The sequence below is a fragment of the Streptomyces sp. NPDC006294 genome (genome assembly GCF_042870895.1).
Taxonomy (GTDB): domain Bacteria; phylum Actinomycetota; class Actinomycetes; order Streptomycetales; family Streptomycetaceae; genus Streptomyces.
Genome location: NZ_JBIAHV010000004.1, coordinates 158329 through 177319, shown reverse-complemented (window position 1 = coordinate 177319; position 18991 = coordinate 158329). Strand labels below are relative to the sequence as shown.

At 73.2% G+C, this 18991-nt stretch carries 17 protein-coding genes and 1 riboswitch; of the genes, 4 read left to right on the top strand and 13 right to left on the bottom strand.

The genetic code is table 11. From position 1 onward, the window contains the following. Positions 1-52 precede the first annotated feature (52 nt). From ACFYOP_RS08675 to ACFYOP_RS08650, 6 genes are all read right to left on the bottom strand, one after another. Entirely contained in the window at positions 53-877 is an 825-nt protein-coding gene (locus tag ACFYOP_RS08675) for an endonuclease/exonuclease/phosphatase family protein (protein ID WP_356891710.1), read from the bottom strand. A 90-nt stretch (positions 878-967) separates the two neighbouring features. Further along, the gene (locus ACFYOP_RS08670; protein WP_356891708.1) at positions 968-1909 is read right to left on the bottom strand and encodes an ROK family glucokinase; all 942 of its coding nucleotides are present in this window, start codon (positions 1907-1909) and stop codon (positions 968-970) included. Positions 1910-1974: 65 nt separating this feature from the next. After that, positions 1975-2418, bottom strand: a complete 444-nt coding sequence (locus ACFYOP_RS08665) for a DUF5304 domain-containing protein (RefSeq protein ID WP_356891706.1) — start codon at positions 2416-2418, stop codon at positions 1975-1977. 79 nt (positions 2419-2497) lie between these two features. Next, positions 2498-3733 (bottom strand): ArsA-related P-loop ATPase, encoded by a 1236-nt coding sequence (locus ACFYOP_RS08660; RefSeq protein ID WP_356891704.1) that lies wholly within the window; start codon positions 3731-3733, stop codon positions 2498-2500. Continuing rightward, positions 3733-4182, bottom strand: a complete 450-nt coding sequence (locus tag ACFYOP_RS08655) for an SRPBCC family protein (protein ID WP_356891702.1) — start codon at positions 4180-4182, stop codon at positions 3733-3735. The genes ACFYOP_RS08660 and ACFYOP_RS08655 overlap by 1 nt, the downstream gene beginning before the upstream one ends. A 106-nt stretch (positions 4183-4288) precedes the next feature. Beyond that, positions 4289-5056: a metallophosphoesterase gene (locus ACFYOP_RS08650; RefSeq protein WP_356891725.1), complete on the bottom strand. Its 768-nt coding sequence runs from the start codon at positions 5054-5056 to the stop codon at positions 4289-4291. 289 nt (positions 5057-5345) lie between these two features. Here ACFYOP_RS08650 and ACFYOP_RS08645 point away from each other — a divergent pair, with 289 nt between their 5' ends. Then, entirely contained in the window at positions 5346-7142 is a 1797-nt protein-coding gene (locus tag ACFYOP_RS08645; RefSeq protein ID WP_356891700.1) for an AMP-dependent synthetase/ligase, read from the top strand. Between the two features lie 504 nt (positions 7143-7646). Here ACFYOP_RS08645 and ACFYOP_RS08640 read toward each other — a convergent pair. Continuing rightward, positions 7647-8789 (bottom strand): glycosyltransferase family 4 protein, encoded by a 1143-nt coding sequence (locus ACFYOP_RS08640; protein WP_356891698.1) that lies wholly within the window; start codon positions 8787-8789, stop codon positions 7647-7649. A gap of 143 nt (positions 8790-8932) precedes the next feature. Here ACFYOP_RS08640 and ACFYOP_RS08635 point away from each other — a divergent pair, with 143 nt between their 5' ends. After that, entirely contained in the window at positions 8933-10180 is a 1248-nt protein-coding gene (locus ACFYOP_RS08635) for a glycosyltransferase family 87 protein (RefSeq protein WP_356891696.1), read from the top strand. Here ACFYOP_RS08635 and ACFYOP_RS08630 read toward each other — a convergent pair. From ACFYOP_RS08630 to ACFYOP_RS08610, 5 genes are all read right to left on the bottom strand, one after another. Continuing rightward, positions 10137-11360 carry a hypothetical protein gene (locus tag ACFYOP_RS08630; protein ID WP_356891694.1) on the bottom strand — a complete coding sequence of 408 codons (1224 nt, stop codon included), beginning with the start codon at positions 11358-11360 and terminating at the stop codon, positions 10137-10139. The genes ACFYOP_RS08635 and ACFYOP_RS08630 overlap by 44 nt on opposite strands. Before the next feature lie 323 nt (positions 11361-11683). Further along, a complete protein-coding gene (locus ACFYOP_RS08625) occupies positions 11684-12718 on the bottom strand; it encodes an NlpC/P60 family protein (RefSeq protein WP_356891692.1) in 1035 nt (344 codons plus the stop codon). Between the two features lie 237 nt (positions 12719-12955). After that, positions 12956-13981 carry an NlpC/P60 family protein gene (locus ACFYOP_RS08620; protein ID WP_356891690.1) on the bottom strand — a complete coding sequence of 342 codons (1026 nt, stop codon included), beginning with the start codon at positions 13979-13981 and terminating at the stop codon, positions 12956-12958. A 334-nt stretch (positions 13982-14315) separates the two neighbouring features. Further along, the gene (locus ACFYOP_RS08615; RefSeq protein WP_356891688.1) at positions 14316-15680 is read right to left on the bottom strand and encodes an NYN domain-containing protein; all 1365 of its coding nucleotides are present in this window, start codon (positions 15678-15680) and stop codon (positions 14316-14318) included. A gap of 37 nt (positions 15681-15717) precedes the next feature. Next, entirely contained in the window at positions 15718-15960 is a 243-nt protein-coding gene (locus ACFYOP_RS08610; protein WP_356891686.1) for a hypothetical protein, read from the bottom strand. Between the two features lie 151 nt (positions 15961-16111). Between ACFYOP_RS08610 and ACFYOP_RS08605 the strand changes: the two genes are divergently transcribed. Further along, entirely contained in the window at positions 16112-16843 is a 732-nt protein-coding gene (locus tag ACFYOP_RS08605) for a rhomboid family intramembrane serine protease (RefSeq protein WP_356891684.1), read from the top strand. Continuing rightward, entirely contained in the window at positions 16840-17121 is a 282-nt protein-coding gene (locus ACFYOP_RS08600; protein ID WP_065488891.1) for an Lrp/AsnC family transcriptional regulator, read from the top strand. The genes ACFYOP_RS08605 and ACFYOP_RS08600 overlap by 4 nt, the downstream gene beginning before the upstream one ends. A 112-nt stretch (positions 17122-17233) precedes the next feature. On the opposite strand, the gene ACFYOP_RS08595 is transcribed toward ACFYOP_RS08600, so the two are convergent. Next, the gene (locus ACFYOP_RS08595) at positions 17234-18658 is read right to left on the bottom strand and encodes an aminotransferase class V-fold PLP-dependent enzyme (protein WP_356891682.1); all 1425 of its coding nucleotides are present in this window, start codon (positions 18656-18658) and stop codon (positions 17234-17236) included. 191 nt (positions 18659-18849) lie between these two features. After that, a riboswitch (SAM riboswitch) is annotated at positions 18850-18967 on the bottom strand. Positions 18968-18991: the final 24 nt, after the last annotated feature.

Here is an 18991-nt window from a genome sequence, read left to right as displayed (position 1 = left end):
GCGTTTGAGGCCACCGCGCGAAGCGCGGTACCGGGCCCGGGGCCTGCCCCGGTTACGGGGAGGTGGGGGTCCCCCCGCGGCCGCCAGGCCGCAGAGGGAGGGTGGGGGACAAGCCCGCCGTGGGCGGCAGGCGCAGGGCCGCCAGCACCGGCAGGTGGTCCGACGCCGCCCGCAGGTCAGGCGCCGAGACGCCCGGCAGGCCCCGCGGGACCCCGCACCCCAGCACCTCCACCCCCTCCGTCGCGAACACCGCGTCGATCCGCTGGTGCGGATCCCGCGCCGTCGACGTGTGCTCGTCGCCCCACGGCGCGACCGCCCAGCAGTCCCGGAGTTCCGCCGCCAGGCGGGAGAAGCTCCGGCCGCCCGGCCGTTCATTGATGTCGCCGGCGACGATCGCGTGCGGCACGTCCATCGCCTTGACGCGGTCCAGCAGCATCCCGGCCTGCGCCTGGCGTTCGTCGCTCTGCAGGCTCAGGTGGCAGCTCACGACGCCGACCCGCGCGCCCGCGAACCGGACGACCGCAGTGGCGAAGCCGCGCCGGTGGAGGCCGGAGCGCAGGGGCAGCAGCAGGTCCTCGGTGCGTTCGACCGTGGCCCGCAGGGAGCACAGCAGCAGCGGCCCGGCCGCCGTCGCGCCGCCGGCGAGCATCACAAGGCCGGTGCTGGCCGCGAGCCGGGCCGCGTGCTTGCGCCAGCGGAAGAAGCGCGGGGCCTCCTGGACGAACACCAGGTCGGGCTCGCAGGCCCGGATCACCCGGGTGAGCGCCGCCTCGTCGTCGCGCAGGGAGCGGACGTTGTAGCTCAGGACCCGGACCACGGCCGAACCGTCCGGGTCGGTGCGCGACTTGGGCAGCGGCGTGATCGGGTTGATCGGCATGGGAGCAAGATACGACGGTGCCCGCCGCGCTTCCCGAAGGCTGAGTCCTTCGTGAGGCGTGGCGGGCACGTCACCCGTGCGGTACGGCCGTCAGCCCTGGCGTGCGAGGTCCGCCGCGCCCACCAGCCCGGCCTTGCCGCCGAGTTGCGCGGCGAGCACCTGGGCGTGCGGACGCCACTGGCCCCCGATCAGCCAGCGCCGGAAGGACTTGCGGATCGGGTCGAGGACAAGGTCGCCCTCGTCGGAGACGCCGCCGCCGACGATGAACGCGGACGGGTCGAACAGCGAGGCCAGGTCGGCGAGACCGGCCCCCGCCCAGCGCGCCAGCTCACGGAAGGAGTCGACGGCGACCGGGCAGCTCTGCCGGGCGGCCTGGCTGATGTGCTTGCCCTGAATGCCCTCGACGGTGCCGTCGCCGAGGCCGAGCAGGACCGTCGCGTTCTCCGGCGTGGCGTTGGCGCGCTGCTTCGCGTATCGGACGAGGGCGCGGCCGGAGGCGTACTGCTCCCAGCAGCCCTGGCTGCCGCAGCCGCAGAGGAGGCCGTCGGGCACCACCCGGATGTGGCCGAACTCGGCGGCGACGCCGAACCGCCCGCGGCGCAGCTTGTTGCCGATGATGATGCCGCCGCCGAGGCCGGTGCCGAGCGTGATGCAGATGACGTCCTCGTGGCCCTGGCCGGCGCCGAAGCGGTACTCGCCCCACGCGGCGGCGTTGGCGTCGTTCTCGACGACGACGGGCATGCCGACGCGCTGCTCGACCTTGTCCTTGAGCGGCTCGTGGCGCCAGTCGATGTTCGGTGCGAAGAGGACCGTGGCGCGCTTGTCGTCCACGTAACCGGCGGCTCCGATACCGACGGCCTCGATGTCGTGCCCGGAGCCGGCGCCCGCGACGGCCGAGCAGATCGCGTCGACGATGCCTTCGGGAGTCGACGGGGTCGGCACGGTGTGCGTCTCGAGAATGGCGCCCTCTTCGTCGACCACTCCCGCCGCGATCTTCGTGCCGCCGATGTCGACGCCGATGGTGAGTCCCATGTGTCCCTCAGTATTCGGTCGAGCCCCGCTGGGCTCAACCGTACCCGAGGGCGGGCATGCCCTGGTCAGTCCAGGTCGATGTGCTCGCTGCCTTCGGGGCCCTCGTCGCGCGGATCGTCGCTCTTCCGGGCGGGCTCGGCGGGGTCCGGTCCACGGGTCCAGCGCCGTTCCTGGCCCTCGACCGCGGACCGGTAGGCGGCGAGCAGTTCGCCGCCCGCGGCGGCGAGATGGTCGAAGACCTGCGGGTTCCGTTCGATCACCGGCTCGACCACGGCCTTCGCCTGGCCGACGAACTGCTGGACGGCGCTCTGCGCGGCGATGCCCGGCAGGGACGACTGGAAGGTGGTCACCTTCTCGGCGACGACGTCGAAGAGTTTGCGCAGTTCCTCCGCGGCGGAGCCGGGCGGCGGGCCGTACTGGGCACGGCGCCGGGCCTGCTCCTCCTGGAGGTCCTCCTCGCAGGCGGCGGACCAGGCGTCGGCGTCGGGGCGCTCGGTCGCTTCGCTCATGACGTACTCCTGGGTGTGCCGCGTCGGGGGTTTGTGTGCTTTCGACGTTACCCGAACGGCGCCAGGACGTTGAGGGCGTTCAGGGTGTCCGTGGCCACAGCCCGGGGTCGGGCGTGAAACGGATCTTGAGCACGCCGTCCGTGAGTCCCGCGCCGGCGACGGTGCAGCGGCGCAGGGCCGAGGACAGCGGGAGGTTCCTGCGGAACGGGCCCGCGCCGATCAGGAGTTCATCCCCGCGGCGGACGAGGGAGAGCGTCTCCTTGACGGCGCCGGGGAGGTCGAGCTCCCACACATAGAGGGCGTCCCCGGCACCGGACGGGTGACCGGTCGCCGGCGGTGCGGTGATCCGGCCGAGGTCGCCGGACGTCTCCGCCCCGTCCCACCGGGGCATGGCGCCCAGTCCGCCGTCCTCGCCGACCGCGGCGGTGTGGAGGAGAGCGAGGTCGTCGAGGCCCTGGGGGTCGCGGCCGAGGTGGGGCACCTCCCGTACGGAGGCGCCCGGCGGCCGGGCGCCGTGCCACTCGTGCAGGCACTTCTCCTGCTGCGCGGTGAGCCCGGCGAGCCAGGGGTCCGCGGACTCCTGGGGCAGGATCCGGTTCGCCGCGAGCATGTCGACGCGCAGCCCGTGCAGGGCGATCCCCGTGCGGGCCTCGCGGAGCGCCGCGGCGGCCCTGGGGCCCGGCTCGGCGACGATCCGCAGGGTGGTGTCCGGGGACTCCACGACCGACTGCACACCGGCGAGTTCCGCGTCCCAGCGGCCGGCGGTCGCGTACAGCCACTGCGCGGGCATCGGTACGCCCGCGAGCTGGGCGAGCACCGGGCGCAGGGCGCGGGCGGCCTGGCGTTCGGCCGGCAGCAGGCGGCGCAGATAGCGGCGCAGCTCCTCCGGCAGGGCGAGCAGCGCGATCGTCTCGCGCAGCGGCGGCATGTCGACGACGACCGTGTCCCAGTCGCCGCGCGAGGCGACGGCGAGCGCGCGCAGCAGCGCGAACTGGTCGCTGCCGGGCAGCGGCGTCAGTTCCGCGTCCTCGAGCCGGGCGGCGCCCAGCAGGTCGAGCGCCGCCGAGGCACGCTGCTGGAGGTCGAGGAACTCGGCGCGGAAGTCCGCCCCGGCGTCGATGCGGGCGGCCCACAGGCCGTCGTGGACGCGGGCGGGCTCCTCGTGGCCGGCGGTGACCGGGGCGCCGAGGACGTCGCCCGGGTCGGCCGACAGGAAGAGGGTGCGGCCGCCGTCGCCGGCGCAGGCGAGCGCCGTGGCGGCGGCGACGGTGGTACGGCCCGCGCCGCCGAGCCCGGTGACGAGGACCTTGCGCATCAGGCGCCGGCGCCGCTCTCGACGCGCTTCTTCAGACCGGCGAGCGCACGGTCGATGATGACCTTCTCGGCCTTGCGCTTGATCATGCCGAGCATCGGGATCTTGACGTCGACGGTGAGCCGGTACGTCACCTCGGTACGGTCGCCGCCGCCGACGGGCGCGAGGCGGTACGAGCCGTCGAGGGCGCGCAGCATCTGCGACTTCACCAGGGTCCAGCTGACCTCGTCGGCGCCGTGCCAGGTGTAGGCGAGCGTGTGGTCGTCCTTGATGGCGCCGGCGTCCAGCACCAGACGGACCTGTTCCGCCCGCCCCTCGGCGTCGGTGGCGAGCACCTCGGCCTGCTTCACCTCGCCGGTCCACTCGGGGTAGCGGTCGAAATCGGAGATGACGCGCATGACCTCGCCCGGCGCCGCATCGATCGTGATGCTCGAGCTGGTGTGTTCCGCCATCTCTGCGGCTCCCTCACAGTGCGTACGGACCGGGCCGATGTACGGGGTGCAGGCTATCGCGACCGCGGCGCGCTCCGGTGCGTGCCCCGGGGGCGACGCCGTGAGGTCACCAGGCGAGCGAGAAGGGGCGTCCGCCGGCCGCGAAGTGCCCGACGTTCACGCACTCGGTCGCGCCGATCCGCATCCGGCTGACCAGCGGCTGGTGGACGTGGCCGAAGAGCGCGTACCGGGGTCTGGAGCGGCGGATCGCGTCCAGCAGGGCGCGGCTGCCGCGTTCGAAGCGGCGGGCCACGGTGTCGTACGTCAGCTCGGGAACGTCCGGCGGGATGTGCGAGCACAGGACGTCGACCTCGCCGATCGCCTCGACCTTGGCGGCGTACTCGTCGTCGGAGATCTCGTACGGCGTGCGCATCGGGGTGCGCAGTCCGCCGCCGACGAAGCCGAAGACCCGGCCGCCGATCTCGACGCGCTCGCCGTCCAGGACGGTGATGCCGGGGCGGGCGTACTCGTGCCACAGTGACGGAATGTCGACGTTGCCGTACGTGGCGTACGTCGGGGTGGGGAAGGCCGCGAACAGCTCGGCGTACTGGCGGCGCACCGCCGACTCGATGGCGCTCTCCCGGTCCATGCCGAGCTCCGCCCAGAGCCGGCGGCCGAGTTCGCGGGCCTCCTCGAAGCGCCGGGCGGTGCGCAGCTCCACGATCAGATCGGCGTTCGCGGTGCCGAACAGCTCGGGGAAGATGCCGCGCGAGTGGTCGGCGTAATCGAGGAAAAGCACCAGGTCACCGAGGCAGATGAGGGCGTCGGCACCATCACCGGCGATGGCGAGATCTTTCGCATTCCCGTGCACGTCACTGACCACATTGACTCGCATGCCTCGCATGGCGATCACCCTAGAGGGCCCCATCCGCGCAGGGTAGAGGGGCCTACCTGCGGTTACTTGGGATCGGCGGCGGGAGTGGAATACGCTGCGCGAAGTACAGCCATCAACGTGTGACGCATAGAACAGTTGGCCGGGAACCCCTATCGGGAACTGTCTACTGGTGGGTAACGTCCGGGCGGTCCAGTCGTGCTCACCCCCACCGAGCACCTGCCCGATCTTGGACCGCATCCGGTGCATCACACAGAGCCGTGGCGCCGGCGCCCGATGAGGAGCAGCAGTCTTGCGCGAGTTCAGCCTTCCGGCCCTGTACGAGGTCCCCACGGACGGCAACCTGACGGATCTCATCCGCCGCAATGCCGCGCAGCATCCGGATGTGGCGGTGATGGGCCGCAAGATCGCCGGTGCGTGGGCCGACGTCACGGCCACCCGGTTCCTGGCCGAGGTGCGGGCCGCCGCCAAGGGCCTCATCGCGTCCGGCATCCGCCCCGGCGACCGGGTCGCCGTGATGTCCCGCACCCGCTACGAGTGGGTCCAGCTGGACTTCGCAATCTGGAGCGCCGGCGCGGTGACCGTGCCGGTCTACGAGACCAGCTCCGCCGAGCAGGTGCAGTGGATCCTCGGTGACTCCGGCGCCGCCGCCGTGATCGTCGAGAACGACGCGCACGCCGCCGCGGTCGAGTCCGTACGCGATGCGCTGCCCGCCCTGCGCAACGTCTGGCAGCTCGAGAAGGGCGCGATCGACGAACTGACCACCGCCGGCGCGGAGGTCCCCGACGCCACCGTCGACGAGCACAGCGCGAGCGCCAAGGCCGACGACCCGGCGACGATCGTCTACACCTCCGGCACCACGGGGCGCCCCAAGGGCTGTGTCCTCACCCACCGCGCCTTCTTCGCGGAGTGCGGAAACCTCGTCGAGCGCCTCAAGCCGCTGTTCCGTACCGGCGAGAGCTCGGTGCTGCTCTTCCTGCCCGCCGCGCACGTCTTCGGCCGCATGGTCGAGATCGCGGCCGTGATGGCGCCGATCAAGCTCGGCTGCGTACCGGACATCAAGAACCTCACCGACGAGCTCGCGTCCTTCCGGCCGACGCTGATCCTCGGTGTGCCGCGGGTCTTCGAGAAGGTCTACAACGCGGCGCGCGCCAAGGCGCAGGCGGACGGCAAGGGCAAGATCTTCGACCAGGCCGCGAACACGGCCATCGCCTACAGCCGCGCCATCGGCAGCCCGCAGGGCGCGCCGCTCGGCCTGAAGCTCAAGCACAAGGTCTTCGACAAGCTGGTCTACAGCAAGCTCCGCGGGGTGCTGGGCGGCCGCGGCGAGTACGCGGTCTCCGGCGGCGCGCCGCTCGGCGAGCGGCTCGGCCACTTCTTCCGCGGCATCGGCTTCACCGTCCTCGAGGGCTACGGCCTCACCGAGTCGTGCGCGGCGACCGCGTTCAACCCGTGGGACCGGCAGAAGATCGGCACGGTCGGCCAGCCGCTGCCCGGCTCGGTGGTCCGCATCGCCGACGACGGCGAGGTGCTGCTGCACGGCGAGCACGTCTTCACCGGCTACTGGAACAACGAGTCGGCGACGGCGGAGGCGCTGGCCGACGGCTGGTTCCACACCGGCGACATCGGCACCCTCGACGAGGACGGCTACCTCTCGATCACCGGCCGCAAGAAGGAGATCCTCGTCACCGCCGGCGGCAAGAACGTCGCCCCCGCGGTGATCGAGGACCGCATCCGCGGCCACGCCCTCGTCGCCGAGTGCATGGTCGTCGGCGACGGCCGCCCGTTCGTCGGCGCGCTCGTCACCCTCGACGAGGAGTTCCTCGCCCGCTGGGCGTCCGACCACGGCAAACCGGCCGGCTCGACGGCGGCCTCCCTGCGCGACGACGCGGACCTCCGGACCGAGCTCCAGAAGGCGATCGACGACGGCAACGCGGCGGTCTCCAAGGCGGAGTCGGTCCGCAAGTTCCGCATCCTGCCGTCCCAGTTCACGGAGGAGGCGGGGCACATCACGCCGTCCCTGAAGCTGAAGCGGAACGTGGTGGCGAAGGACTTCGCGGACGAAATCGAAGCGATCTACCGGGCCTGACGGGGGCGTACGGGACTCGGGGGCGCCGCCCCCGGGCCCCCGCGCCTCAAACGCCGGCGAGGCTCTGAACTTGCCGGTCCCGTCGAGGCGCCGCCCCGAACCCCGCGCCTCAAACGCCGGCGGGCCTGAAGGTGCCCGGTGGCTCAAGCCTGGTCGGCGTGGGAGTGGCCCCGGCGGGGCTGAAAGTCCCCCAAGCCGGCGTGACTGGGTTGGCCGATCCCGTCGGGGCGCAGCCCCCAACCCCGCGCCTCAAACGCCGGCGGGCCTGAAGGTGCCCGGCCTGGGGGGGGCACCTCCCACGGCCGTCAGGCCGTAGGGGGAGATTGGGGCCACCGCGCGGAGCGCGGTACCGGGCCCGGGCGGAGCCCGGGCCGCCGCCCGGAGGGCGCGCAGGGGCCCGGGGGCAGCGCCCCCGGTTCGGGAAGGTGGGGGTCCCCCCGCGGCCGCCAGGCCGCAGGGGGTAGGGGAACACGTCCCGCCGCAGCGGACCCCGCCCGCCGCCCCCTACAGCAGCGCCACCAACCGCTCCGCCAGCAGGTCCCACCGCCAGCGTTCCTCGACCCACGCCCGCCCCCGCTCTCCCATCCGCCGGCGCAGCTCGGGGTCCTGGAGGAGCGTGACGATACGGTCGGCCGACTCCTCCGGGGAGCCGCCGCGCACCACCCACCCCGTCTCGCCGTCGAGGACCGCGTCCGGCGCGCCGCCCGAGTCGCCGGCCACGACCGGGAGGCCGGTCGCCGACGCCTCGAGATAGACGATGCCGAGGCCCTCGACGTCCAGGCCGCCCCGGCGGGTGCGGCACGGCATGGCGAAGACGTCGCCCGCCCCGTAGTGCGCGGGAAGTTCGGACCACGGCACGGAGCCCGTGAAGCGCACCGACCCCTCGACCCCGGTCTGCGCGGCGAGGCCCCGCAGTTCGTTCTCGTACGGCCCGCCGCCGACGATCAAAAGCACCGCGTCGGGCACCCGCGCAAGGATCGCGGGCATGGCGCGGATCAGCGTGTCCTGCCCCTTGCGCGGCACGAGACGGGAGACGCACACCACGACCGGCCGGTCGCTCAGGCCGAGGCGCCGGCGGACCGCGTCCCCGCCGGAGTCGGGGTGGAAGGTCTTCTCGTCCACGCCCGGCGGCAGTTGCACCATCCGCGCCGCCGCCTGCGGGCTCAGCGCCGTGGCGATGCGCGAGCGCGTGTACTCGCCGAGATAGGTGATCGCGTCCGTGCCCTCGCCGATCCGGCGCAGCAGCTGCCGGGACCCGGGCAGCTGCGCCCACCCCGCCTCGTGGCCGTGCGTCGTGGCCACCAGCCGCCGCGCGCCCGCCCTGCGGAGAGCCGGGGCCATCAGGCCGAGCGGGGCGGCCGCCCCGAACCACACGGCCTCGCAGCCGTGTTCGCGCAGCAGCCCCACTGCCCTGCGCGTGACGCGCGGGGTCGGCAGCAGCATCGTCGTGCGGTCGCGGACGACGGTGAAGGGCTGTTCGGCGTCGAAGGCCGCGGTCGCCTCCACACCCTCGCGGCTCCGCTTCCACGTGGACGCGTAGACGACGAGCTGCCCTGGGTCCAGCCGTAGCGCCATGTTGTGCAGGAACGCCTGGATGCCGCCGGGCCTGGGCGGGAAGTCGTTGGTCACGATCAAGGTCTTGTGCATCGCCGCCGACAGTACCGAACGGCCCCGGCCCCCGTACCGAACGGCCCCCGCCCCGGCCCCCGCACGGCCCCGCCTCACCTCCGGGCCGCGGCCCGCCCGGCATCATGAGGACGCCCGTTCCCGTACGAAAGGGGCACAACGGCATGGCGGTGGCGAGCGTCGCCCGGCATCCCGTCGCGGTGTGGGTCGTGACGAGGGCGGTGCTGCTGCTCTTCGTCCTGGGGTTCGCCGCCTTCCCCGGCCCCGACGTGACGACCGATGTCTCGGTGATCTACCAGGGCTGGCACGAGATCCTGCGAACCGGCACCTATCCGCTGGACGACGTCACCTGGCAGTACCCGCCGGGGGCCGCGCTCGCGATCCTCGCCCCCGGCCTGCTGCCCGGCCTCGGCTACGTCTCCGCGTTCGTCCTCCTGACACTCCTGTGCGACCTGCTGGTCCTGGCCCTGTTGCTGCGTACGGGAACGGGACGCGCCGGCACCTGGGTGTGGGTGGCGGGTGTGCCACTGCTCGGCCCGACCGTGTACGCCCGGTACGACCTGATGGTGACCGCCGTGGCCGTCGGCGCGCTTCTCGCCGGAGTGGGCCGGCCACGGGTGATGGGCGTGCTCGCCGGTCTGGGCGCGCTGCTGAAGGTGTGGCCGCTGCTGGTGCTCCTCGGCACGTCCCGCGGCCGGGCGACCCGCCGGTCCTGGTCGGCCGCGGCGGTCACGGTGACGGCCGTGGCCCTGGCGCTGGCCGCCGCGCTGCCGGGCGCCCTGGCCTTTCTCGCCTTCCAGCGCGGCCGGGGCACCGAGATCGAGTCGCTGGGCTCGCTCGTCTTCCATGTCTGGCGCCACTTCGGGTGGCAGGGCCAGGTGCTGCTGAACTACGGCTCGGTGGAGTTCCTCGGCCCGTACGTCCCGCTGGTGAGCGGCCTGGCCCTGGCGCTGTCCGTCGCCGCGCTCGGCTGGCTCGCGGTGTGGCGGGCGCGGGCGCGGGAGTTCACTGCCGCCACCCCGTGCGACGCGGCCTTCGCCGCCGTACTGCTGTTCACCACCACGAGCCGGGTGATCAGCCCTCAGTACATGGTGTGGCTGGTCGGCCTGGCCGCCGTGTGCCTGGTGCACCGGTCGAGCCGGATGCTGCGGCCCGCCGTGCTGGTCCTGGTCGCGACCGGGGTGACGCTCTTCGAATTCCCGGTGTGGTTCTCGCACGTCGTGGCGAGCGACCCGCTGGGGATCGCGCTGCTCGTGGTGCGCAACGGGCTGCTGGTGGCCGCGGCGGCCGACGCGTGCCGGCGGCTGTGGCGGCAGACGGTCACGGCGGCGCCGGACAGCAGGAGCCGCGCGGCGACGCGGACAGCCGTCAGCCCAGAACCTCGGTCAGATAGTCCCGCCACATCGCGGTGAACCCGGCGGACGTGATGCCGAGTTCCTCGCTCAGCGCGCGCTCCACCGCGCCGTCCCGGTGCCGCCCCTCGCCGACGGTCCGGTAGAACGCCGTGAGCTTCTCCTCGCCCCAGCGCTCCTCGATCATCTCGCAGGCCAGCCGGCCGCCCTCGTAGGCCCGTGCGACGGTGTCCGGGTCCCCGCCGAAGGTGAAGTCCCGGTCGCCGGGCAGTCCGGCCGGCACGTCCCCCGCCCGTACCGCCTCCAGCATCTCGGGGGCGGCCTCGGCGGCGGTACGGCCCGTGCCGCGGTACGCCACCCAGTCCGCGAAGCCCTCCGACAGCCACATCGGGGTGGCGGCGGTGGTGTGGGCGCGGGTCGCCACGTGGGTTGCCTCGTGGGTGAGCACCACGCCCTGCCCGAAGGTGCCGAGCAGCCCGTACGCCTCCGGGTTCACGACCACCCGGTCCGCCGGCGCCGCGGCCCCGCGGCTCGTCTCGCCGGTGGTCACGGCGGCTATGCCCCGGTAGCCGGCGCCCGGCGTGCCCAGCAGCCTGCCCATCTCCTCCGTCGTGGCCGGCACGAGCACGACGACCCGGCCGGGCCACTTGGACGGCCAGGCGTCCGAGACGGCGGGCACGGCGCGGTCGGCGGCCGCCGCGAGCTCACGCAGCCGCGCCGCGTCCTGGCCGACGCCGAGGACGATGCTGCGGCTGCCGCGTACGACGTCCACCTCGCCCTGCTGCCACAACTGCTGCGGGGTACCGGCGCCCGCCCGGTCGGCGGTCACATACCAGTGGCCGCCGCGCTCGGCGAGTTCCAGGGTGCGCGAGGCGGTCACGGGGGCGGCGTCGTAGCCGGCGATGCGGTAGCGCACCTCGGCGTCCGCGACGGCCGACGCACCCTGCCGTCGCACGCCCGTGATCCGGTACTCCCAGGAACGCAGCGGCACGTCGGCGAGGTTGTCGAACTCCTCGCCCTGCGCCGCCCGCAGCCGCTCGTCACCGGGCTCCAGCGACGCGAGGTACCCGGCGCGGTCGTGTCCGAGCAGCGCGTCGGCACGGGCGTCCAGCGTCTGCCGGATCTCCTCCACGGTGGGGTCGACGGGCGGGTCGGCGGCGGCACAGCCGGCGAGCAGCAGCAGCGCGGTGGCTGTGGCGGCCGCGTGCGCGGCGTGCTGCTTGTGCGGGTGGCCTGCCATCCTGCGATGGTACGTAACCGGACGGATCCGCGGACCGCTGCGCGGGCCCTGTTCCCCTCCCCGCCCCTTCCCGCTGTACCGATGTGCGGCTCCGCGGCGTGGCGGGGCAGGCCCCGGACCCCGTACCGCCCTCGGGGCGGGCGGGCCGGGCTTCGCCCAGGCCCGGTACCGCGCTTCGCACGGTGGCCTCGAACTCCCCCTACGGCCTGGCGGCCGTGGGTGGGGGCACCTCCCACGCCGCCAGGCGTAGGGGGGAGAGCCCCCGGTTCGGGAAGGGGCGGGGACGACGCCCGCCGCAGGCGCCACGCACCCGCGGCCGCCTCCTACACCCGCGTCACCGCATGCACCGGCATCATCCCCACCGGGTCGTACCGCACCGACGCCCCCGGATACGGCGCATGCACGACCTGCCCGTTGCCCACGTACATGCCCACATGGCTCGCGTCGCCGCGGTACGTCACGATGTCCCCCGGCCGGGCCTGGGACAGCGGCACGCGGCGGCCCGCGTTCGCCTGGGCCTGGGAGGTGCGCGGGAGGGCGACGCCCGCCTGGGCGTAGGACCACTGGACGAGGCCGGAGCAGTCGAAGCCGGAGGGACCGCCGGCGCCCCAGACGTAGGGGCGGCCGACGACGCCGCGCGCCGCCATCGTCGCGGCCGCCGCGTGCGGGGAGGCGGCCGCGAGGGCGGACAGGTCGGGGAGGGCGTCGCGGCCGGAGCGTGAGGAGCGGGCGTACGGGTCGCGCTCCCCGGCCGACAGGGCGTTCAGCAGCCGGCGGGCCTCGCCGAGCTTGCGCTCGACGGTGCGCTTGTGACCGGCCACGGCCCGACGGCTGCGTTCCAGTTCGGCGAGGTCGCGTGAGGCCTCCGCGCGTTCCTGGCCGAGCCGGCGCCGCTCGCGGTGGAGGTCGTTCAGCGCGGCGGAGTGGCGTTCGCCGACGCGGTCCAGCGTGGCCGCTGCCTCGAGGTAGCCGTCGGGGTCCTGGGAGAGCAGCAGGGCGAGCGCCGGGTCCACGCCGCCGGAGCGGTACTGCGCGCCGGCCACCGAACCGAGCACTCCGCGCATCCGGTTGATGCGTTCCTGGCTGCGGGCGGCCCGGTCCTGCGCGCGGGCCACTTCGTCCTCGAGGTGCTCGACGCGTTCACCGGCCTCGTTGAACCGCTCCGTGGCCCGCTCGGCCTCCTCGTAGAGCCGGTCGACCGTGGCCCGGGTCGCCTCCGGGCCGGTGCCCGGCTCTGCGCCGGCCGGTGCGGCGCCGGCTCCGAGGGCGGCGGCGGCCGTCGCCGCCGCGGCGGTCAGGACGGTGCCGCGGGCACTTCGGGTGAGACCGGGTTGTGAGGTTCGGCGGTGGGAAACCACGTGCCGCGCTCCCTTCCGCAGGACTTCCGGGAAACCGGGGGTTCGGTGCGCGGCAGAGAGTAGCCGGGTGAACACCCGGTGACCAAAGACCCGACCGGGCATACAAACTGACGCCCCGCCGGAGACCACAGGTCACCGGCGGGGCGTCACGTCAGTACGGAAGGGACGAATTCCCCCGTTCGGGCGGGTGTGGAACCCCGCCGAACGATCCGCCCGGCCTCCCGGCCCGACCGCGCGTCAGATACGCACGCCGAACTGGAAGGGCATGTTGTTGATCGACTCGTAGCGCACGACGGTGCCGCTGCGCGGGGCGTGCAGCACCTGGCCGTTGCCGGCGTAGAAGCCGACGTGGTGCAGGTCGCCGTAGAAGAGGACCAGGTCGCCCTGCTTGAGCTGGCTCTGCGAGTAGATGCGGGTGCCGGCGTTGGCCTGCGCCTGCGAGGTGCGCGGGATGGAGACGCCGGCCTGGGCGAAGGCCCAGGAGGTGAGGCCGGAGCAGTCGTAGGAGTTCGGGCCGGAGGCGCCGAAGACGTACGGCTTGCCGATCTGCGACTGCGCGGCGGCGAACGCGGCGGACGCGCGCTGCGAGGCGGGCACGGCCGGGCCGAGGTCCGTACGGGCGCTGGCGCGGTTGGCGCGGCTCTCCTCGGCGGCGAGCGCGGCGCGCTCCGCGGCGGTGAGGGAGTTCAGGAGCTGGCGCGCCTCCGCGAGCTTGCCCTGGACCTCCTTCTTCTTCTCGCCGAGCGTCTTGCGCGTCTCCGCGAGGTCGCCGAGCTTGCTCTGGGCCTCCTGGCGCTGCTGCGCGAGGGTGCGCTGCTTGGACTGGATCTCCTGGATGGCCTCGGTCTGCTTGGCGCCGAGCTGGTCCAGCGCGGAGGCCTTGTCGAGGTAGGTGTCCGGGTCACCGGAGAGGAAGAGCTGGACGGAGGGGTCTATGCCTCCGGTGCGGTACTGCGCGCTCGCGACCGAACCCAGGCTGTCCCGCAGGGTGTTGAGCTCGTCCTGTCCACGGGCGACCTTGTCCTGAAGCGCGTCGATCTGGTCGTCGAGCTTCTCCTGCTGCTCCTTGGCCCCGTTGTACTTCTCGGTGGCCTTCTCCGCCTCTTCGTAGAGCTTGTCGACCTTCTCCTTGACCTCGCTCTTGCTCGGCTTCGGGTCGGCCTGGGCGGTCTGGGAGGTCAGGGCCACGGCCGCTGCGGCGGTCGCGGTGAGCACGGTCACACGGGTGCGGCTCGGCTGCTTGGGACGACGGTGGGACGCCACGAAGGCGAGCTCCTTCTTCCTCGAGCCGCCTACCGGGCAGTGGGGGGATGGCGCGTCCCCGGCGTCCGTACGTCGGGTCCCCGGGGGAAATAGGGTCGAACTGTACGAACTCGGCGGTTCCTTCGCTGTCACCCCGGATGGGCGATCAACCGCGCGAAGGTTCGAGGCCTGACCTTAGTGACCTTCTTGTGATCAGTTCAAATCCCCATCGGAAAATACTTACCCCTGAACACCATTCTTTACTCTCATCACACCCGTAGTAATGGACACTTGACACAACGTCCCACCTGGGGTGTTACCAAATCGGGCATATGCCGCGGGAGTTACGACGGGGTCACGAGGCGCGCGAAAGCCGCTTCAGCAGCAAAGCGGACGCGACCGGCCTGGCGCCCGCCTTCGCGACGCCGTCGGCGACCTCCCGGTCGGTGGAGACGACCACCACGGGCCGGCCGGGCGGTTCGGCCCGCACCAGCTGGCGGATCAGTTCGTCCGCGGTCACGCCCGGCTTGGAGAACAGCACCCGCACACCGCGCGGCGGCGCCAGCAGTACCGGCGCGGCCAGTTCGGCCCCGTCGAACACACAGGTGACCTCGGCCCCGGTGCGGGCGGCGAGCATCGACAGGCCGCCCAGCAGCCGCAGCCGCTGCTTCTCCAGCGGCATCGTGGGATAGCCGGTCTTGGTGACGTTGTAGCCGTCGACGACCAGATGCGCCTGCGGCAGCGCCAGCAGCTGGTCGAGCAGTGCCGGGTCCGTCTCGGAGAGCGCCCGCGCCGCGATGTCCTTCGGCGACATGCGCCCCGGCTCCACGGCGTCCACCATGTCGGCCGGGTGCAGGCCCGCGGGCGGCAGGGCCAGCTCGCGGCGCAGCCCCTGGGCCGCGTCGAGCACCGTGTCCAACAAAAGGCGCAGCCGCATGTCCTCGACGGAGCGGCCCTCGCGGGCGGCCCTGCGGCCCGCCTCCACCGCCGCCTCGGCCTCCGCCAGCCGCGCCTTGAGCCGCCGCGTCTCGCTCTCCGCGGCAGACACCTGGGCCGCGGCCTGCGCGCGGACGGCGTCGAGCTCCACTTCCTTGCGGCGCAGGGCCGCCTCGCCGCGCTTCACGTCGGCCTGGGCGCTGCGCAGCTTGCGGTGGAGCGCCTCGCCCTCCCTGCGGGCGCCGTCCAGCTCGGCCCGCAGCCGCTCGGTCTCCGATCTGATCTGGCCACGGGCCTCGGTCAGTTCCTCACGGAGCCGGTCCAGCTCGCGCCGGCCGGCCTCGTCGGCCCGCTCGGCGTCGGCCCGCTGCACCTCCTCGCCCGCGGCGGCGACCATCTTGACCCACCCCGGGGGGCGCAGCACATAGGCGGCCGCCGCGACGTCCACGGGGTCCGCGGCGGCGGGCGGCGATCCGGACTCGAGGGCCTTGGCCAGCTCGGGCTGCGCCTTGCCGAGCCGTTCGCCGATGCGCTGGCGGAAGAGGGAGTCCCCCTCCAGCGCGGCGGCCATCGCGTTCCCGGCGAACTTGGCGCGCCGGGTCGGGGTGAACCGGGCGTACTGGCGCAGCTGGGCGGGGAGTTCGGCTACCGTCAGGCCGCCGAACGCGTCGGAGACGAGGGCGACGACCCGTCGCCGTACCCCTTCCGGCAGCGGGCGGTCGAGCGCCTCGGCGGCGTCACCGGCCGCACCGGCCGGCTCGCCGCCGTTGTCAGGCTGCTCCACGATCCGTTCACCCCTACCACCCGTGCGGGCCGTTCCTTCAGGAACCGGCGCCCGGCCTGTCCACCAGCTCGATCTGGTCCACCGCGTTGCACCACCGGCAGCGGACCGACTCGATGGTCTCACTGACCACCTCGCGCTCCTCCACCTTCGGCTCTCCCGCCAGGTCCAGATGGACGTACTCGACGACCTTGGAGGAGCGGGTGACGTCGAAGCGGGTCAGATTGCCGCAGAGCGTGCAGCGCCACCTGGTGTCAGCGGTCGGCGAGGGAACCGTCGTCATCGTGCCGTCCTCATGTCTTGTGCCGAGTGCGGGTACCGCGGTGCGCCGTCGAACTGCGGATGTACTGCCTGTAACCCTACGGCCTCGCAGGTACCCGATGTCGCGGCGAGGCGCTCTGTACCGTTCGGTCCCGCTACGCCATGCTCTGTCCATGATCAGTCGGTGGGGCACGGCCCGGGATGCGGTAAGGAACGCGGCGGCGGGACCCGCGGTGACGTACGGCCTGATCGCGCTGTGCTGTGCGATCTTCGTCATCAGCCCGATCTCGGGTCTGAACCCCTCGTACGGCGCCGGCGACCGGCTGCTCGCGGCTCAGGCGGCGTACTTCGAACGCTGGGGCGTGATCCCCGCCGAGCTGATGGCCGGCTCCCCGGGCGCCCTGCTCACTCCGCTCACCGCGCTGTTCGTGCACGGCAGCTGGCTGCACCTGCTGGGGAACATGCTCTTCCTCTTCGTCTTCGGCGCGATGGCGGAGGAACGGATGGGGCAGATGCATTTCCTGCTGTTCTACCTGTGCGCCGGCTATCTCGCGCTGCTGGTCTACGCGGCGGTCAACGCCGACTCCGCCCAGACCCTGGTGGGCGCGTCCGGGGCGATCTCCGCCGTGCTGGGGGCGTTCCTCTTCCTCTTCCCGAGGGCCCGGGTCACCAGTCTGTTCCCCTTCCTCTTCTTCCTGCCGCTGCGCTTCCCCGCCTGGGCGGTGCTGATCTTCTGGTTCGTGCTGCAGTGGCTGGCCGCCAGGGGCGCGGGCAGCGGGCCGGGCGTGGCCTACCTGGCGCATCTGGTGGGGTTCGGGGTGGGCTTCGTCTACGCGTGGGGCCGCTACGGGCGTGGGACTAGAGTGAACGCATCTTCAGCGACCGAGGGAGAAAGCCAGCCATGATCACCGCGATCGTGCTCATCAAGACCAGCGTGGACCGTATCCCCGAGATCGCCGAGTCCATCGCGGCGCTGGACAGCGTCAGCGAGGTCTTCTCCGTCACCGGCACCTACGACCTGATCGCCATGGTGCGCGTCGCCCGCCACGACGACCTGGCGGACGTGATCCCGGGCCGCATCAGCAAGATCCCCGGCGTCGAGGGCACCGACACCCATGTCGCCTTCCGCACCTACTCCCAGCACGACCTCGAGGCCGCGTTCGCCATCGGCCTGGACGCGTAGCCCGGAGCCCTGCGCCCGCCGCGCACGGGGTGCGCGGCGGACACGGGTTCGAAGAGTGCCCCGGGCGACGGTGCGAAGATGAACACCCCCTCGTCCCGTCTCGCGGCCCCGGTCAGCCGCGGTCGGGCACGCAGCGCCCGTCCTCGGTGCGGTACTTCCACTGCGCGCCGTCGCGGACCAGCTCCCTCACGGCGCGTACGAACCGCTCCACGTGCTCGTCGGGCGTGCCGGCGCCGAAGCTGACGCGGATGGCGCCCCGGGACCTCTCCCCCGGCCCCGCCTCCGGCGCGCCGCACTCGCCGACGTCCTGCGGGTCGCCGCCCAGCAGGGTGCGCACCAGCGGGTGGGCGCAGAACAGCCCGTCCCGTACGCCGATGCCGTACTCGGCGGACAGCGCGGCGGCGAAGTGCGAGCTGTTCCAGCCCGCCACGACGAAGGAGAGGACGCCGACCCTCGTGGGGGTCCCCCCAGCGGAACGCGAGGGGGAGTCGTCGCCGAACAGCGACAGCACCCTGACCTCGGGCACCTCGGCGAGTCCTGCCCGGACCTGCGCGATCAGGCGCTGCTCGCGGGCGACCAGGGCGTCGAACCCGGCCTCGGTGAGCGCCTTGCAGGCGGCGGCGATCGAGTAGACGCCGATCACGTTCGGGGAACCGGCCTCGTGCCGCGCGGCGCTCGTGTGCCACTCGACGTCCACCCCGCCGTCGGCCCGCCGCGCCACCGAGCGCGAGGCGCCGCCGCCCGCGAGGTACGGCTCCGCCTCCCGCAGCCAGTCCCACCGCCCGGCGAGCACACCGGAACCGAACGGGGCGTACAGCTTGTGCCCGGAGAAGGCGACCCAGTCGACGTCCAGCTCCTGGACCGACACCGGGTGGTGGGGCGCCAGTTGGGCGGCGTCGAGGACGATCCGGGCGCCGTGGGCGTGGGCCGCGGCCGCCAGTTCCCGCACCGGCCACAGCTCACCGGTGACGTTCGACGCGCCGGTGACGCAGACCAGCGCGGGCCCGTGCGGGTCGCGTCCGGCGAGTGCGTGCTCCAGCGTGCGGACGGCCTCGCCGTGCGTACGCGGCGCGTCGAGATACGTCACGCGGGCGTGCCGCCACGGCAGCAGCGAGGCGTGGTGCTCGGTCTCGAAGACGAACACCTCGCACCCGGCCGGGAGCGCGGTGGCGAGCAGACTCAGCGAGTCGGTGGTGGAGCGGGTGAAGACGACCTGGTCGTCCGCGCGGCAGCCGAGGAACTCGTGCACCTGGACCCGGCTGTTCTCGAACAGGTCGGTGGAGAGCTGCGAGAGGTATCCGGCGCCGCGGTGCACGCTGCCGTAGTAGGGGGCGTACGCGGCGACGTCGTCCCAGACACGCTGGAGCGCCGGGGCGCTGGCCGCGTAGTCGAGGGCCGCGTAGGTGACTTCGCCGCCGGTGACGAGCGGGACGGTGACGTCCCGGCCGAGAACCGGCAGCGGGGCACAAAAGGACGGGTCGGCGGCGGTCTCGGTGTCGGCGACAGCGGTCTCGGCGGTGTTCGGGTACGCGGACATGGCGGTATCTCCCAGCAGGATGCGGCGAATCGGCTTCAGGGACCCGGATACGGGTGTGCCTCGACGCACGGCGGCGCCGTACGGAGGGTGATGAAGAAGGGGCTGAGACGCCCTATCGCATTCGCTTGCTCACGAGACTGCTCCCTTGAGGACCAGGACCCCAGGGACACGGCGTTCGACGACGCCGCGGGGGTCCGCGCTTGCCACAGACCTCGCTGCCTGCGGCCTGGTCTTCACCCGGGGCACCCCGCCACGGACGGAGGGTTGCCGGACAGCGGGCCGGGGCCGTAATCGCTGTCACTCATGACCTTGGGACGCATCCTGCCACACGTC

Bases quoted from the DNA above. Each gene is read 5' to 3' on its own strand.
- ACFYOP_RS08675 (WP_356891710.1), bottom strand. From the start codon at position 877: ATGCCGATCAACCCGATCACGCCGCTGCCCAAGTCGCGCACCGACCCG.
- ACFYOP_RS08670 (WP_356891708.1), bottom strand. From the start codon at position 1,909: ATGGGACTCACCATCGGCGTCGACATCGGCGGCACGAAGATCGCGGCG.
- ACFYOP_RS08665 (WP_356891706.1), bottom strand. From the start codon at position 2,418: ATGAGCGAAGCGACCGAGCGCCCCGACGCCGACGCCTGGTCCGCCGCC.
- ACFYOP_RS08660 (WP_356891704.1), bottom strand. From the start codon at position 3,733: ATGCGCAAGGTCCTCGTCACCGGGCTCGGCGGCGCGGGCCGTACCACC.
- ACFYOP_RS08655 (WP_356891702.1), bottom strand. From the start codon at position 4,182: ATGGCGGAACACACCAGCTCGAGCATCACGATCGATGCGGCGCCGGGC.
- ACFYOP_RS08650 (WP_356891725.1), bottom strand. From the start codon at position 5,056: ATGCGAGTCAATGTGGTCAGTGACGTGCACGGGAATGCGAAAGATCTC.
- ACFYOP_RS08640 (WP_356891698.1), bottom strand. From the start codon at position 8,789: ATGCACAAGACCTTGATCGTGACCAACGACTTCCCGCCCAGGCCCGGC.
- ACFYOP_RS08635 (WP_356891696.1), top strand. From the start codon at position 8,933: ATGGCGGTGGCGAGCGTCGCCCGGCATCCCGTCGCGGTGTGGGTCGTG.
- ACFYOP_RS08630 (WP_356891694.1), bottom strand. From the start codon at position 11,360: ATGGCAGGCCACCCGCACAAGCAGCACGCCGCGCACGCGGCCGCCACA.
- ACFYOP_RS08610 (WP_356891686.1), bottom strand. From the start codon at position 15,960: ATGACGACGGTTCCCTCGCCGACCGCTGACACCAGGTGGCGCTGCACG.
- ACFYOP_RS08605 (WP_356891684.1), top strand. From the start codon at position 16,112: ATGATCAGTCGGTGGGGCACGGCCCGGGATGCGGTAAGGAACGCGGCG.
- ACFYOP_RS08600 (WP_065488891.1), top strand. From the start codon at position 16,840: ATGATCACCGCGATCGTGCTCATCAAGACCAGCGTGGACCGTATCCCC.
- ACFYOP_RS08595 (WP_356891682.1), bottom strand. From the start codon at position 18,658: ATGTCCGCGTACCCGAACACCGCCGAGACCGCTGTCGCCGACACCGAG.